The following is a 16089-nucleotide window of genomic DNA, read 5'->3' on the forward strand; positions in this document are numbered from 1 at the left end:
TACAAAATATCTAGCTGAATGAATTCTTCCATTACTAAAACTTTACTAGCTCTGTTGCTTGCTCTGAAAGAACTGAAAGTTCCTTTGAACAGAGACGAACAGGAACTTTTACAAGGTATAGGGGCACAATTGGCTATCCCCGATTACTGGGATTCTACTGAAGAAGAACTAATGACGATGATTGAGGCAAATACTACGTTGCATCATCTTTATCTATCTAACAAAGCTAAACTAGATGCCCTAGAAGGTGTGTTACCACTAGAGTTATTACCTAGCTCTGATGATTTAGTTGCAGAATTTTCTCAAGCAGAGACCAGAGAAGTTGTAACCTTTAATGGTCAGCCCAAGAATATAACTTATAGCCAAACTAATCAGGTTATTGAGTTTACTAGTGCTATCCTGACTACTAAAAACCAAGACCAAACAGTTAAGCAAGTAAGTTCAGTTTTAGAGCCTCTTTCTGACTATATACAAAATTACCGTTATTTTAATACTTACTTTGGTAATCCTAGTAACCGCACGATCATTCCACCAATTGAACCTCTGATTCACGGACAGGTTTATACTTTATTAGTTGATATCAGTCCAGAAAAAAAAGGCATAGATACAGATTCAACCCTTTTCCCTGACGATGTTTTAGCTCAAGTTTGGCATGACCAAGAAACATTATCTCTTGATGTAGTTGTGACTGCTAAAGAACAGGATTTCAGTATAGATACTCCCGTAAAACAGTTAACTTTACCCCGTATTGGTGCTTCCAATAGCATCAAATTTACTGTCAAACCTAATTTACTTGAAGGTCGCGGTTATATCCAAGTGGAGTTGTGCTATCGCGGCTATCTCCTCCAATCTAAGCAAATCACAGTCCTAATTATCGCTGCTGCTGGGTCAGAAATTCCAGAATCTCTGCGTCCACCTCAAACTGCTCACATTAATTTTACGACTACTAACTTACTCACAAATCAGCAATTAGCATTATTACCAGAAAGAGTTCTAACTGTAAATGTAGAAAGGGATCAGCGTGATGGTAGTGTTGATTTCCGCTTTCTCGATCGCACTCAGGGCAATAAAGAGATTGCTTTCTATGATACCATCTTACAACCTGCTGCACTAGGGGAAGCGATCGCCGCAGTTCGTCTACAACTAAAGTTACTTGCCTCTAGTGATGAGGGGTATATGTGGAAAAGTCAGGGAGATATAGAACTACTAAATACCTGGTTGCCTAAACTAGCAGGTGCTGGACGCAACCTTTATCGTGCCATACTGCCGGAAAATAAAAGTCAGACTTTAGGAGAAGATCAGGGAGAAAAGTTACGAGCAGTTTTGCAACCTGGTACAGTGATCCAAGTTAATCCAGTTTCAGGAAATTTAACAATTCCTTGGGCATTGCTATATGAACGCAAGCTTACCACTATTAGCAGTGTTCGTGGTATCTGCAACCATTTTCTAGAGCATGATCTAGATTGTACTGGGTGTCCTTTAAAAAGTGATACTAAGATTGTTTGCCCTCATGCTTTTTGGGGTTATCGTTATGCTATCGAGCAATTACCTGCCTGGACAACTAATGAACTACCACAATTTCTAACATTAGTACGGCAAATTTCCAATGAGGAAACTTTATCTATTAATTTTAATGTGTGGCGTGATTTTAGTTTATGGCAAGACCATTTAGATAAAATTCAACAGATTGGTAAAGTGGAAATTCTCATAGCTGAAGAAACTTCTGTGCTTGAGTATATTTGGGCAGAACATAGTCCTAAACTAGATTTGGTTTACTTTTACTGTCATGGTGGGGTAGATGAATCTAGTAACAGACCTTATCTTAAACTCAGTAATCAAGAAATTGATAGTCTCTTTCTGGATGCTTGCGAGCTAAATTGGCCTCATCACCCATTAGTATTACTCAATGGTTGCGCGACAGGGGATTACAACCCAGAAAGTTATATTAGCTTAATCAATGATTTTCGAGCAGCTGGTGCTAGTGGTGTGATTGGTACTGAGTGTCCAGTTCCAGAAATGTTTGCTGAACCTTATGCCTTTGCCTTATTGACAAAATTATTTCAGGGAGAACCTTTGGGACAAGCTATGCTAACAGTACGGAGGGAAATACTACGGAATAATTTAAATCCCTTGGGTTTAGTATATTCTCTGTATGCACCTCACGAAATTGCTTTAGCTTGTGCTGTTGCCCATTAATAGATTTATTTTAATACTGATAATGAAACGCTGGATTACTGCTACTACTCTGTTGATGTTGCTGGTTTTTCCTACCTCGGCTTTAGCTCAGACTAAGGTAGGAATTCAAGTAGATGCTAAGGATAAACCTTTAAAAATAACGGCTTGGTTGGGTAATGAAAATAACTTCATTGGAAATCTGCGATTAACTGCTGCTGATGGTGATATCCCAAATTTTACGTTTCTAGCTTCGGATTTGAAACGTAAGGAAGGAGATGAAATAATTAGTCGGGAAAAAGTTGAGTTGACGAGTAAGTCTCTACTTTCTGCTGAGGTGCCAAAGGATTTTCAGGTCAAGGTGAATGGCGTTCAACTGCCTGGAACCTATGAGGGTGAGATTGAATTACTGTTACCAGGTCAAAAGCGATCGCAAGCATTGGTCATTCCCTTAACTGTAATAGCAAAAGCTAAACCAGCTGTAGAGCCATTAGGAGGTGCTAAACAACTACAACTTCAGTTAGTTCAGTGCAGTATCGATTGTGGTTTAGCTCATCTTTTACTTCCAGCTAGTGCTTTTCAGGAGCAACGGCAACTCCTTTTGGATAATCCAGTGCTAGCACCTGTATCTCTTAGTAGTGCTGAGGTAGTTTTAGAGGGTAAAAAAACTGGCTACCAAATTACTAAAGAAGTAGTAGCACCTAACCCGCAAGTCTTAGCTGCCAATAAGATTGTCAGTTTGCCTTTGAGTTGGAAGCGATCGCATATTCCTCCTGACCATTATACAGGAGCAGTTTATCTGACTCTGGAGGGGAGGGAAGAACGGCTGTTAATTCCCATTGATTTAAGTATGCGTACGGGGCCTTTTCTACCACTGTTAGTTTTACTGGTGGGTATTGCTTTAGGCAGATTGCTGAAGTATATGCAGTCCAAGGGGATTCCCCAATCTGATGCTTTGGGTAAATTGAATGAGTTGCAACGAGAGATTGCTGAAACTGACCCAGAAGACGAGAAAATTCTCACTCCAATGGTGCAACAAGTCCGCAAGTTAGTTTATCAGATGGATTTGGAAACGGTTAAGGCAGAGTTAGGTGCGATCGCTGGCCGTCTTAACTGCTTGAGAAGTTTACGCACAATGGAGCAAAAGTTGACAGAGAAAAAAGAGCATCCCAAGGTTGGGGGGAGAAGGGGATACTGCAAAAAATTGGTGCAGCGCGATCGCTAATTGCATTGTGGCCGGATGAACAAGGGCAAAGACTGGAGCAAGCTAAAACTCTACTACAAGAAATACAGTCAGAAACGATCAAGTTGGGTAACACAATGATGGGTGCAGACAATGAGCCTAATACTACGATGACAGCAACATCTCAAGAAGCTGGAGAAGCTGTAGCTGCGGTAAACCGTGCTATCCAATTTGAGGCTGGGAAAGTACCAGTTTTGCCAATGTGGGTAGTGCAGTTGAGGCGATCGCTCATTTTTCTATCTGGAGTATCCAGTGAATTACAAGCAGAAGCAACTTTCTGGATTGTCCGACCACTTTTATCTTTCGCTTTGTTGTTTGGCTTATCAGTAGTAGGAATTCGCGCTTTGTATGTAGAAAAGGGTGCAACTTTTGGCGCTGACCCTTTTTCTGATTACTTGGGATTGGTACTTTGGGGATTAAGTACAGATGTAGCCAGTCGTAGTTTCAGTAATTTACCAATGGGAGATGAGAAGAAAGAGTAAGTTTGTATATTTTAATTATCTTTTCCAATTCTATCAAGGAACGTTAGAAACGTTTCACAGGTATATTAGCGGAAGTACCAATTTGTACATTAAGAACAAACTGACCGCTTGCTAATCCTGTCCCTTTCCTAGATGGAGAGGACTCCTCAAAGTCTGAATCGTTGTCTTTGATAAGAAATTGGCCTGCTAAGGAGTTTCCTCGAACAGTAAAATTGCCTCGAATTTGATTGCCTTGCTTTCTTAATGTTCCTTCGCCTTTAACTTCTAATATTTCTAAAATGTTTTGTACTAGCTTTGGAAATTGTGAGACAGTTGGTTCTTGTCTTATTCTTGGTTTTACTCCAATGACTTTGAATTTAATAGGTACTTTTTCATTCAAAAGAGCATCCAAAGCTATCCCTACCTGTCTACCTGCAATATCTAGTATGAGTTCACGAGTAGATGGGTTATAACCTCCAACAACTCGATTGACACTGGTTCCTAGAGAAACGGCAGGAGTGTTGCTGCTGGTAATTGACCCACTGCCACTGATTACTCGTAGATAGTAGCTTGATAGTGGAGCTATTGGTTGCAAACCCAAGGCAATTCGGTGGTCAGCTATTTGGGCAGCCATATCTTCAGCAACTTTCGGAGGAAGGTTAGGAGAAATTGTTTGTTTGGGGTCTAAGAAGTTTTGAACATCTTGTGATCGCGCAATCTGCCTAGAGTCTATGGAAGTAGTTGTATTGTTAGGGAAAGAATATCTTTGTCCAGCTTTTATGGGTATTCCCAGAAACCCATTGATCGATCTAATAATGACAGATCCAAGTAAAACATCGACAATAACGCCACTACCAGAATCAGTTGTTCGGATCAGGGTTTGTTCATTACCTGGTATTATGATTTCTTCTAGGGGTGTGTAAACATTTACTGCACAGCCAGTTAAGTTTTTAGATATAACCTGTTGTGTCAACTCAGACAATAACGTATCCATAAGTGAGCCATTAGTCTGGCGATTGAAAGGCCCTTGAGTACAGACGAAAGACAGATTTAAATCTGGCTCGTCAATATTCCACTCACCCATACTTACAAGAAAGCAGTCGTCACCAAGGCTTGATATTGCACACTTTTGTACAACTTCCTGACAGCTATCATCTAAAACACCTGATTCTGTTAGCAGCGAACTATATCTTGATCTAGCACCACAATATAAAACTGACTCAGGATAAGATTGAGCTAAGTTTAATGATTTAACAGAACTAAAAAAGTTTAAAGAAGGCAATAGGGTTTTCGCATTTTTACTTATTGCAACTCGTACACCATGCTCACAGGCTCTGGAACGGTCATCTGCTTTCCGCCAACCAAAAGTAATAGTACCGCCCATAGCTCTACATGGCAATTTATATTCAGCCACAGTAGGCTGTGGGACAGTTCTTGCTATCAATCCTCCATGTTCCAAAACCTTCTGTTTATTACTAAACATAAAACTTAACGTAGCAAAGCGCTCGCCAGATGGTACTATCAGTGCATCTCTATACTTTTCCAGCCGCGTTGTTCCAGCTACAACAGGTTGTGTACGCTCATTTTCACGCCTGAAACGCAAAGATTCTCTTCGAGAATTAGTTCTACCCTCAACTTTAGTAATAAGGGCAGCATCAGGAATTCTGGCATCACCACTTTGAATAACCATTACCAGAATCCATAATGGAGTAAGTATTATTGTAACAGTACGGTTGAGGCAATAGGGTTGATATGTTTTCTTCATTGCATTGTCTTACCAATTTAAGTCTCAGGCAATTTTACAAATCTAAGGGTTGTTACGTGTTGGGTTTGAAGCTATTTTACAATCATCAAGACGACTAATTGCAATCTCAGCAGGAGAATCAAATAATAAAAAAGTTAGAGTATTTTTTTGAAGTTCATCACAGGCAGGTTCTTCATATTTATTTTCTGCTCCATACCAACCACACTTATTGTTTGTTAATTTACGCCATAAAGCTTCAATTTCTCTGAGAGTTTCGCAAGGCATTAACTCTGCTTCTTCTTGATTTTCTATTAAACCAGTATTATTTAAATCTGCTCCAGTTTCACGTACTATGATTTTATATGTTGTTCTCAGAGCACCCTCTGTATATTGGTTTTCATAATCTCTTACTTCAGAGTTATTTTTGAGTTTTCCTACTCCATATTTTTTGAAGTCAGCTTCAATATGGGGTAATCGTTCTTCATGAAGTATTTTTATTAGAGATTTTTCGGCATTCGCTTTAATTTCTATAATTTTTAGTTTATCTTTTTGAATATTTATAAACATTTTCGGAGTTTCTATAATCTGCCTTTGTAGCTTATTAATTTCTGTTAAAACTTTCCGATATAAGGCGATTGATTCAAATATTTTTTCTTTATTTCGGATTCCATTTACCATGTTTTCATTCTGGCGATTGTCTGCAATTAAAAGAACTTTAGGTAAGTATATTAGAATCTCTGGTGCAGTTATATCACTATTAATTGAAACCTTTTCAATAGTTTTTAAAGACTGCTGCTGCTCCTGCCAAGCAAATGTTCCAGAAATTAGGATACCAATTAGTGCAGCAACTACAGTAAATATAGTAACCTGAGCAGATTTTCGTGCTTTTCTTGCTTGTTCTAACTCTCGCTGTATACGTTCTTTCTCTTCTTTTTTAAGGCGATCGCGCTCTTTCTGACTAGCCTCTATTAACTCACAACTCAAACCTGACAGCGGTATAATATCAACTTGCTCTTGCAAAAACTCCTCAGCTTCCTCTAGCCTCAACCCTACAAGCAGATATCCATTAACCTTCCCTTTATCTCGCCATTCCTCAGCCGCCGCCGTAATTCTGCGCTCAGTTCTAATCGCCTCTCGATTATTATCCAGCAACTCTTGCAACCTTGACCAATGGCGAATCAAAGCTTCATGAGCCACATCTACTACCGCCACCTTCTCTTTACCTCTGCGTTGTTCGCTCGTGACGATTAACTTTTCCTCTGCCAGTTTTTGAATTACTTGCTCTACCAACTGTGCCGATTTATTCAAAAAAACTAAATCTCGCTGCGGAACTTGCTTGCGCGTATCTGGTGTCCCTTCCCCTAACTGAGTCAAATTAATAAAAATCAGGTCTGCTATTTTTTGTTCTTCAACTGAAAATTTTTTGTAAGTTTGTTCTGCCAAATTCTCTAGGGTTTTTCGCACCCCACCTAATTGGTGATAACTGTCTAGCTTCAACCAATTTAATGTTTGCCGTTGCCAAAGCTGCTCTAAAGTATAAGACAACAAAGGCAGCATTCCCGGTTCGGCTTCTTGGGTAGGTTGTTCTACTGCAATTCCTAAATCTTGGAGAATAGCATTGATTAAATTCTCTTCAATCTTCCGCCCTAATTTTGCGGCTGGTTCGCGAATTGCTCGCTGTAACTCTTCCACAGACATAGGAGTTACCATGACTAAATTGCTTTCTATTAAATCAGCCAGTTCATGATATGCCGCACACTTACCTAAAAAATCATCACGCATGGCAAATATGAGGCAGAATTTATCTGCTGTATGTTCCAGCGCCCCTAATAAACTAGCGATAAACTGCTGGCGATCGCTGGGATTTTGACACACTGTAAAAATCTCTTCAAACTGATCGACAATTAATAGAGTGCGGGGCGATCGCGATGCTTTAATTAATCTTGCTAGTCCTGTTGCTCCTTCATTTATTGCATCTTCGGCTATTTTCAACTGTTCTGCACGCTGGATATCTGTGACTGACTCATCCAAAAAAGCCGTCGCTAAACTTATCAAAGGTTGTTCTCCGGGAGTAAAAATCCGAATTTTCCATTCCTCTGTTCCCGGTAATCGCCGCTGTTGCTGTAATTGGTAAATCAACCCCGCCCGCAACAGAGAAGATTTACCACTCCCCGATACCCCCAATACGGCTAAAAAATTTCCCTTCCCCACTTGAATACTTTGAATTAGCTTTTGGGTTAATAGTTCTCGCCCATAAAAATAATCAGCATCTGCAACTTCAAAAAAGCGTAACCCTTTGTAAGGACAAACTCCATCTGGGATATCGATCAGAACATCTTCCTGTTCACCAGTGAGAATAATTTCTTGATTGGGGTTATACCATATCGGCTGTTGGGGAATATCTTTCAGGGTTTGAGCAATATACTCAATCAATTTGTCATTGTTAACTAAACCATCTGGCTGTTGTCTGGGATCTAATCCTTGCCAAAGTGCTTTGGAAAATACCCCATGCTTACCATCAATATCTTCCTCAGCTAGTTCAAATTCTCTCGATGCAGCAATAAAAAACCGCGTTTGTTCTTGTAGTGATGTCCCTAAATCTGCTTGGGCAAAATTGAAGAGTTCACCACTGTAACAGCAATCTAGCCAAACTATTTGCTGCTTGACTGGACTTTTTTGCAACAGTTCTCGCAACCATCGCAAAGAAACACCCCACTGATTTTTTCGCGGATCGACATCGCTGGCAGCCAAAAAACCTTCAGTTATCCCGCCGCGATTTTTGCGTAAACCATGACCAATAAAATATAACAGCGCTGTTTCTGGAATATTTTCGCCCACTGGGTTGAATAACTGAACGATCGCATCTTCTAAAGTCTCAGATTTGACCAAACCATCAGATGTGACTCGACGCTGTTCACCCTGAATCGTTTCTGGCAGTCGCCGCACGCGAAAATCACCATATTCTTCTAAACGTTGCGCGATCGCTTCGGCATCGTTAGCAGGGGTAAAAAGATGTTTCGCTTTGCTTGTTGGAGTATCTTTTAAGAAAGGATACTGATTAATTCCTACTACCAGTGCATCTCGATTCATTAGTTTGAGACTTATTTTTAGTCCATACAATTGTTTTATAGCTAATTTCAAAAATTCTCAACATCTTCTGAACCCACAATTGAAGGGCTGGCCTTTGTAGAACTGGACGTTGGGGTCAATCTCCAGTAAATAGATATAGTCTCGTTCGATTTATGATTCCCACCAGATCATGGTGTTCATTTTCATTGAAGGGAATTTCCCAATGACTTTCTTTGATCCAATACTGGTAATCCTTCTTACCCCGATTGCCAAAGTCTTCCTTGCTTTATATAAAATTGAGTGAACTTTACAAGCTCCCATTTTCACTTTGTCTGCAACAAATTTTCATTTAGTCTGCGACATTTTCACTTTGTCTGCGAACCGACACAGCAAAGAAACTTTCATTATAAAATTCTTGATATCACAACTGATATCACCATGAATAACAAGACCCCACCCAGCCAAATGATCCGCGTGCCTAATGTACTAATTCCTATAGTACAAAAACTCTCAAAAATTCACCGTGATGGTCACACAACGGCGTTACTGCAAGGGTTACAGGAATTGATTTCGCAGTTTGATAGCAGTGCTAAACTGGAAGCAACCACCGAGTTACAGGAGGTGGAGGAGAAATTGGGGCAACTGGAAACACACCTTTGCCAGCAAGACGAACAGCTGTCCACTAAACTAGAAACTATTGCCAAGCACTTAGAAAAGATTGAACGGGCTATAGCTTCTGGTAGATACAGTAACTCTAGACCTCGGAGTTCAGCGTATCCATACCAGTATCAACAAGCTGTAGAAATCAACTCCTTCCCCAATGAAAATTTAGCACAGAGATTGGGGATGACACCGCAGAGTTTAATTAATGAACGGGAGACCAAAACTGAACAGGAATTTATCAGCTGGTCTAGGAATCGAGATCCTAGTGGGTTGGGCTGGAAATTTCAGGCAGAAGATGGGTTGTATTATCCAGTTCGGCAGTAGGAGGTTAGTAACTAGCTAGTATTTTACTAACAAATGCTAACAATAATTGTTCACAGTCTATTAATCCTCTGTTATATCTATTTTTACTAATTCCAATAAACCCTGTCTAATTACCTGTTCAACTAACTCACTTCTAGTAATGCCTAATTTCTCGGATACCCTATCAAGTTCTGTGGAAGCAGTCTCAGTTAGCATGATCTGATACCTCTGCTTTGGTTCACCATATTTGTCTTTCTCAGCTTTTCTTGGTCTTACCACTGGCTATACACACATCAATACCTCCACACTTTACAAATTTATGGGCAACACCATATACACACTTACACATCTACATATAAAATAAAAATAAGGCGACACCTACGCTGCACTTTGTGAATCTTGACAGGTAGGTAAATCGCCTTAACCCTTACAGGTAAATCAATCATGACACAAATCCAAAATTTTCTCGCCAGTGCTAATGACACCACAGTAGTCAAAGAACAACCCAGTAACAGAGAACCATTAAAGCATTTATTAATTGGTTCAAAGAGAACTGTTACCAGTACAATTCATCATTTACAGGTAATTGGTTATGCAGATGTTGGAGATTGGAGTGAACCTATACCCACTGGTAATGTTGGGGAGTTCATGAGTATTTTGATCAGACAAATCCTGATTAAATAACAAGAAATAACCAGTGTTGCCAACTAATTAAGAATTATTTTGACAGGAGGAGGTTAAACCCTTCTGTCAAAATAATTTTATGGATTTCTTCCTAGTTTAACTATTTTTGATGCAGATAAATACAGATAAATAATTGTGTATCTTGTTTTTCCATTTCTCTTCAAGAAAATATCTACATCTCCAATGAATAAAATCTAAAATTTTGACAGATCAAATAGAGATAATTGACCAACAGAAACATTACCCTTACCACCACGATGATAATTAAGGTGGCATCCAGAACAGACCGGGATCAGGTTCTCAACCCTGTTATCGGCAGGATTCATATTGTGGTGATGCACTTGCAGGTTATAGGCACGGGGTTTAATATTGTCAGGTGGTTTTTCACCAGGACGTAAGCAAACACGACCGCATTTTTGACAAGACCAATCAGCTTTTTCTTTAATGTTTTTAGCTAATTCTTTCCAGTGCTTTTGGTACACCATGATTAAATTAAACTTTAGGATTGTGATATTATATTATTATAAAATAAACAACAACATTTTTTTGTGATTTAATTTTTAGCTTCTGCATTCAGCAATCAAGGTTCAGCTAGAAGTTGAAAAACTGAAGATTAGATGTAAATTCCTCATCAAAGAAAGAGAATTCAAGATTCAGTAAGTAGGTGGGTGGGAAAATTTATAACTATGTCATTGCGAAAGGAGCGAAGTGAAGCAATCGCAACGGTTTCGAGCATTTTACATTTCGTTACATAGTTAGGTTTATTTGAGCCTACCTACTTAGTCAGAATATCTCATCTTTGTATTGAATTTTGAGCTTAAAATGAAAATCATCACCCTGGATGCAAGGAAAACTCACCATGACAGTTACTACTGCTAAATGGAGTTTAGACGACTATCATCGCATGATTGAAATTGGCTTTTTAGCTAGTCGTCAGGTTGAACTACTAAATGGAGAAATTATCAACATGGCACCGGAAGGACCAGAACACGCACAAATTAATACTGACTCTGCTGAGTATTTGCGGGAATTACTCGGTTCAAAAGCATTGGTAAGAGATGCAAAACCTATTACTATTGGTGAAAGTAATTCAGAACCAGAACCAGATTTAGCACTCTTTTGAACCACAGCGTGCTATTTATCGCAGTCGCCATCCTTATCCTGAAAATATATTTTGGTTAATCGAATATTCTAAAACTACCCTGAATAAAGATTTAGATGTAAAACGCAAAACCTATGCTGCTGCATCAATTCCTGAATATTGGGTAGTAGATTTAAAGAATCAACAAGTAAAAGTGTTTAGAGAGCCAATAAATGGTGATTACTCCCAAGAATTAACCTTGACTTTAGGTGAAATATCTCCGTTAGCATTTCCAGAAATTTTAATTTCTATTCAACGTTTGCTACAAGGGTTTTAAGTAGGTAGGCGTTAAAAATTGTCGTTATGGCAAGGCAGGGAGCAGGGGGAATGGAAAGAGAGCCTATTAAAAGTAAAAGTCATGAAGACTTGGAAGTATATAAAATGGCTTTAGATGTTGCCATGAAAATTTTTGAATTATCTAAAAAGTTTCCTGTTGAAGAGAAGTATTCATTGACAGATCAAATTCGTAGATCATCACCGTCTGTCTGTGCAAATCTGGCAGAAGCATGGAGAAAACGTCGTTATGAGGCTGCTTTTATTGCTAAGTTGAATGATGTAGAAGCAGAAGCAGCAGAAACTCAGACTTGGCTTACTTTTGCTGTGAAATGTGGTTATTTAGAAGTTGATACAGGTAGAGAACTTTATAGAACCTACAACCAAGTATTAGGCATTCTAGTAACTATAATCAACAATCCATCTCCCCGCTCCCTGCCCCTTTTCCTCTTTGTGCGCCATGGCGCACATTTCTTCTCAAAACCTCGGCAACACAGTCCCCGTTCCCGCATCCTTTTTAGAACGAACATAGGTCTTAGTCGTATCACTCTTACTATGCCCCAACTGGTCTTGCACCTCAAACAGTGATTTACTATCCACCGCCCGCGACGCGTGGGAATGGCGTAACCAGTGGCAAGAAAACTTCACCTTCGCCACATAAGATATATCCTGAATTAACCTTTTAATCGCTCGGTCACTCAATGGCAAACCCCGTTTTTTCGGGTCAGGTGACAGATTCGGAAACACTGGCATCTTCTCACCTGCCATCCCTCGGTACTTCTTAAATATCAGCGAAGTCTGGTGGTCCAAACCAATCTCCCGGTACTTCCCCCCCTTCCCCCGAAACTTAATTGTGTAATATCCCCTATACCTATCTGACGGTATCGGGTCGGGCTGCCATTTAAAGTTGTGCCAATATAAACCCGGATAATCTTCCTTGGGTTGACCCGGCTTATCACCAGGAACCGTCACCCGACCCACTTCACCCACCCGCATCCCACTATAAAAAAGCAAAGAAAAAACTAGCCAGTGCTGTTCCCCCAATCGCTGGGCAACATCAGCCAACTGCGCCATCTCCCAATCTTCGAGATAACGCTCTGCCTTCGGTAAGTCACTGAAATTATCGTAATTTATGGTACTGGCGATATTCCGTAAAAAATAGCCAACATTCTCCCCATGCCCATAACTCCAAAGAGATCGCAACATTAGCACCTGGTTAGATTTAGTATAAGGGGAAACCTCACCCCAACTAGCGATAAATTCCAGTAACTTTGGTGGCTGAACTAATCTCAAATCCCGTACACCTTGATTTTCCAACCAAGCGAGTAATTTTTGACCAAAGCGATAGTATTTTCGCTTAGTTTGTTCTCGATTTTGCGACCCTGCCCAAGCCAAGATCAACTCCTCATCATTTGCTACAGCAGGTGTGCGGTAATAATATTGACGAATTACCGACTCTACTAATTCGGCGGTCACAGGTTGAGCAGTATCACGAGATACAACTTTACTGGAGGAGGGAGGGAGAATTTCTACCGGGCTAACCTCAACATTAGTGATATCCATGAAAGAAATAACCATCACATAACAACTAACATCTAGCTTCCTGGAAGGACTCTTTCAGGAAGCTTTTATTTTATTCTACCCTTCCGTGGATATGCAGGGAACTTCATGTCTAACTTGGCGTTCGCTCGTTGGCAAAATGTCCACAATTTGTGGACATTTGAATTTTGAATAAATTTGGCGGTGCAATATGGTTAACGCACCAAAAACGATCTGGTGCGTGCGGTTACGGGGGAGCTTGAACTGGGGCGGAGTACAAGCGTCCTGGAGGGGTTTCTCTACGAGACGCTCCGCTCCACTCCACGCAACAGGAGAACGGCTAAATATGTAGCACCGAACTGTGTACCGACATTATTGAAATTGACCATTGGCTCTGTTGAAGCAAAAGCCGCGACTCTATACTGGACAGGATTATTAACCTCGATTTTGCTAATCGGTTTGGCTATGTGTGCGATCGCATCGGACGCACAAAAACTTTATTGATCACAATGTTACTTTATGCCTTAGGGACATTTTTTTGTGCCTTTGCACCAAATATGGAAGTTTTAGTGTTTTTCCGCGTTATTGCTAGTTTAGGCATTGGCGGCGAATGGGCAGCTGGTGCATCGATGGTGGCAGAAGTGATGCCAGAGCGATCGCGTGTTGAAGCTGGAGCATTGCTGTATACTTCCGCACCGATGGGCTTATTTTTAGCCACATTTGTGAATTCACAAATTGCGGGTGTGTTGTTAGCAGGAAATCCGTCTACATCTTGGCGGTATGTGTTTCTTTGTGGGTTGACTCCCGCGCTCATAGCATTTATGCTCCGGATGTTTAGAGTTCACCTCACACCCTTACCTCTTATTGAAAATCCCATTTTTTCGTTCAGTATTTCACTACCTTAAAAGCGACGCAAATGCACATCACATCCGCTACGCTGAGGGGGGAGTATATCGTGAAAGAAAGATGAAAACTAGAAAACTTGGTAAACAAGGATTGCTTGTTTCAGCACTGGGACTTGGTTGTATGGGAATGTCTGAGTTCTATAGCGGACGTGATGAGCAAGAAGCAGTAGCTACCCTGCACCGCGCTTTGGAACTTGGGGTTAATTTTCTCGACACCGCAGATATGTATGGACCATTTACTAATGAGCAGTTAGTTGGTAAAGCCATCAAAGACCACCGAGAGCAGGTTATTCTGGCAACAAAGTTTGGCAATATGCGAGGTGAAGATGGCAGTTTTCTGGGTGTCAACGGTAAACCAGAGTATGTCCACTCCTGCTGTGATGCTTCTTTAAAACGGCTGGGGGTGGAAGTGATTGACCTCTACTATCAGCATCGGGTTGACCCCACTGTGCCGATTGAAGACACCATTGGTGCAATGGCAGAATTAGTGCAGCAGGGTAAGGTGCGTTACATTGGGATGTCAGAAGCGGCTCCGTCCACAATTCGTCGTGCAAATGCTGTTTACCCAATTACAGCATTGCAAACAGAATACTCGCTCTGGAACCGTGACCCAGAGGATAAAATTTTACCCACTGTGCGGGAGTTGGGAATTGGGTTTGTTCCCTACAGTCCTCTAGGACGTGGTTTTTTATCAGGTGCAATCACTAGTCCTGATGACCTTGCGGCTGATGACTATCGCCGAAAATCTCCCCGCTTTCAAGGTGAAAATTTCGACAAGAATCTGCAATTAGTGGAACAGGTGAAGGTAATTGCTACTGAAAAAGGTGTAACTCCTAGTCAACTGGCTTTAGCATGGCTTTTGGCTCAAGGAGAAGATATTGTTCCTATTCCTGGTACGAAGCGCCGGACTTATTTAGAAGAAAACGTTGCCGCAGTGGAGATTATTCTCACCCCAGAAGAATTGAATCGCCTAGAAAGTGTAGCACCCAAGGGTATAGCAGCAGGCGAACGCTACCCTGATATGAGTACTGTCAACCGTTAACGATAGCTTTATTAAACTTTAGTTGTTGTTTTTGGGCGACAAAGCAAGCGGGGCGGAGGCAAATTTCCGGTGGGGATTATTTGGTTGTCTCGAGAGATTTGGCAGTAGCATTAAAGTTTATTGAAGATAGTGTTGCTCTCGTTATGGAAGAAACAAATCCTGGTAATGGCAAAATTCCATCTGGTAAAAAAACGCGACGGAATTTTTTGCTCTATATGGTGGGAAGTAGCTTCACCTCAGTAGTCATTGGATATCTGTTTCCCCAAGCCAGCCAAAGTCGTGAGGTAGACTTAGAAACCCTTTGCTCATTGTTCCCCTACAATTCCCGTTGTCAAAATTACCTTCCTGGAGTTGAGGGACTGGATATCAATGGCAAAGCGATTCAGGTTAATACATTGCTAACAACTGCTACCCCCGGAATTCCCATTCCCGTCAAGGGATTGCCAGATGGCAGTGTTGATTATTTGATCATTAAAGATGGACCCAAAATTGCTGAGTACGCCATCCGTCCGATTTGTACCCATTTAGGATGTACTGTGAAGTGGCATCCCCAGGAGAATCACTTTATTTGTCCTTGTCATGGTTCTCAATACGATTTTCAGGGTAAAGTCGTTCATGGTCCGGCTAGGCGTTCCTTGCCGCTGCTGACGGTAGTAGTTAAGGAGAATCAAGTTCGTTTGGTTGATGTCCCACCAGCAAGGGATCTTCGTTAACAGCAGCGTGGTAAATCTGGTTGGGTAAGTAGGTGAACGTAAATAATTCTTCTTGGGATAAGGCATGGGAGCAGGGGGAAAGAGTTTGAGTTTTCTTTACATACCTTTAAATTTTTCTGTTCACCTACTTAATAGGC

At 40.8% G+C, this 16089-nt stretch carries 16 protein-coding genes and 1 pseudogene; 12 read left to right on the forward strand and 5 right to left on the reverse strand.

Annotation, left to right across the window (positions count from 1 at the left end):
- Positions 1 to 18: 18 nt before the first annotated feature.
- From AC012T_RS27495 to AC012T_RS27505, 3 genes are read left to right on the forward strand one after another with little or no spacing between them, the layout of a single operon-like run.
- On the forward strand, positions 19 to 2196 hold the full coding sequence (locus tag AC012T_RS27495) for a CHAT domain-containing protein (RefSeq protein WP_487067170.1): 2178 nt from the start codon (positions 19 to 21) through the stop codon (positions 2194 to 2196).
- A gap of 22 nt (positions 2197 to 2218) precedes the next feature.
- A complete protein-coding gene (locus AC012T_RS27500; RefSeq protein WP_487067172.1) occupies positions 2219 to 3397 on the forward strand; it encodes a hypothetical protein in 1179 nt (392 codons plus the stop codon).
- A gap of 5 nt (positions 3398 to 3402) precedes the next feature.
- The gene (locus tag AC012T_RS27505) at positions 3403 to 3897 is read left to right on the forward strand and encodes a hypothetical protein (RefSeq protein ID WP_487067174.1); all 495 of its coding nucleotides are present in this window, start codon (positions 3403 to 3405) and stop codon (positions 3895 to 3897) included.
- Positions 3898 to 3940: 43 nt separating this feature from the next.
- On the opposite strand, the gene AC012T_RS27510 is transcribed toward AC012T_RS27505, so the two are convergent.
- Both AC012T_RS27510 and AC012T_RS27515 read right to left on the reverse strand, forming a co-directional pair.
- Positions 3941 to 5641, reverse strand: coding sequence for a hypothetical protein (locus tag AC012T_RS27510; RefSeq protein ID WP_487067176.1), 1701 nt, complete (start codon positions 5639 to 5641; stop codon positions 3941 to 3943).
- 42 nt (positions 5642 to 5683) lie between these two features.
- Entirely contained in the window at positions 5684 to 8710 is a 3027-nt protein-coding gene (locus tag AC012T_RS27515; RefSeq protein WP_487067178.1) for an nSTAND1 domain-containing NTPase, read from the reverse strand.
- 417 nt (positions 8711 to 9127) lie between these two features.
- Here AC012T_RS27515 and AC012T_RS27520 point away from each other — a divergent pair, with 417 nt between their 5' ends.
- Entirely contained in the window at positions 9128 to 9676 is a 549-nt protein-coding gene (locus AC012T_RS27520) for a cyclic nucleotide-binding domain-containing protein (RefSeq protein WP_487067180.1), read from the forward strand.
- A 60-nt stretch (positions 9677 to 9736) separates the two neighbouring features.
- Here the strand turns inward: AC012T_RS27520 and AC012T_RS27525 are convergent, their stop codons facing one another.
- Positions 9737 to 9871: a hypothetical protein gene (locus AC012T_RS27525; RefSeq protein ID WP_137666069.1), complete on the reverse strand. Its 135-nt coding sequence runs from the start codon at positions 9869 to 9871 to the stop codon at positions 9737 to 9739.
- A 228-nt stretch (positions 9872 to 10099) separates the two neighbouring features.
- Here AC012T_RS27525 and AC012T_RS27530 point away from each other — a divergent pair, with 228 nt between their 5' ends.
- Positions 10100 to 10339, forward strand: coding sequence for a hypothetical protein (locus tag AC012T_RS27530; RefSeq protein ID WP_487067182.1), 240 nt, complete (start codon positions 10100 to 10102; stop codon positions 10337 to 10339).
- A gap of 194 nt (positions 10340 to 10533) precedes the next feature.
- Here the strand turns inward: AC012T_RS27530 and AC012T_RS27535 are convergent, their stop codons facing one another.
- Positions 10534 to 10824, reverse strand: coding sequence for an HNH endonuclease (locus AC012T_RS27535; protein WP_487067184.1), 291 nt, complete (start codon positions 10822 to 10824; stop codon positions 10534 to 10536).
- A 374-nt stretch (positions 10825 to 11198) separates the two neighbouring features.
- Between AC012T_RS27535 and AC012T_RS27540 the strand changes: the two genes are divergently transcribed.
- From AC012T_RS27540 to AC012T_RS27550, 3 genes and pseudogenes are all read left to right on the forward strand, one after another.
- A complete protein-coding gene (locus tag AC012T_RS27540) occupies positions 11199 to 11462 on the forward strand; it encodes a Uma2 family endonuclease (protein ID WP_487067186.1) in 264 nt (87 codons plus the stop codon).
- A 58-nt stretch (positions 11463 to 11520) separates the two neighbouring features.
- Positions 11521 to 11757 (forward strand): Uma2 family endonuclease, encoded by a 237-nt coding sequence (locus AC012T_RS27545; RefSeq protein WP_487067435.1) that lies wholly within the window; start codon positions 11521 to 11523, stop codon positions 11755 to 11757.
- Positions 11758 to 11807: 50 nt separating this feature from the next.
- Positions 11808 to 12182 (forward strand): annotated as a pseudogene (locus tag AC012T_RS27550) (four helix bundle protein); the annotation flags it as partial.
- Positions 12183 to 12230: 48 nt separating this feature from the next.
- On the opposite strand, the gene AC012T_RS27555 reads toward AC012T_RS27550, so the two are convergent.
- Positions 12231 to 13316, reverse strand: a complete 1086-nt coding sequence (locus tag AC012T_RS27555; protein ID WP_487067188.1) for a tyrosine-type recombinase/integrase — start codon at positions 13314 to 13316, stop codon at positions 12231 to 12233.
- Positions 13317 to 13673: 357 nt separating this feature from the next.
- Between AC012T_RS27555 and AC012T_RS27560 the strand changes: the two genes are divergently transcribed.
- The 4 genes from AC012T_RS27560 to AC012T_RS27575 all read left to right on the forward strand — a co-directional run bounded on the left by AC012T_RS27560 (position 13674) and on the right by AC012T_RS27575 (position 15952).
- On the forward strand, positions 13674 to 13796 hold the full coding sequence (locus AC012T_RS27560; protein WP_487067190.1) for a hypothetical protein: 123 nt from the start codon (positions 13674 to 13676) through the stop codon (positions 13794 to 13796).
- A gap of 5 nt (positions 13797 to 13801) precedes the next feature.
- Positions 13802 to 14197, forward strand: coding sequence for an MFS transporter (locus AC012T_RS27565; protein ID WP_487067192.1), 396 nt, complete (start codon positions 13802 to 13804; stop codon positions 14195 to 14197).
- 61 nt (positions 14198 to 14258) lie between these two features.
- Complete coding sequence (locus AC012T_RS27570; protein ID WP_487067194.1) at positions 14259 to 15239, forward strand: aldo/keto reductase; 981 nt, start codon at positions 14259 to 14261, stop codon at positions 15237 to 15239.
- A gap of 80 nt (positions 15240 to 15319) precedes the next feature.
- Complete coding sequence (locus AC012T_RS27575; RefSeq protein WP_487067196.1) at positions 15320 to 15952, forward strand: Rieske 2Fe-2S domain-containing protein; 633 nt, start codon at positions 15320 to 15322, stop codon at positions 15950 to 15952.
- The last annotated feature ends 137 nt before the right edge of the window (positions 15953 to 16089 follow it).

It is taken from the genome of Anabaena sp. EIM26 (assembly GCF_057568715.1).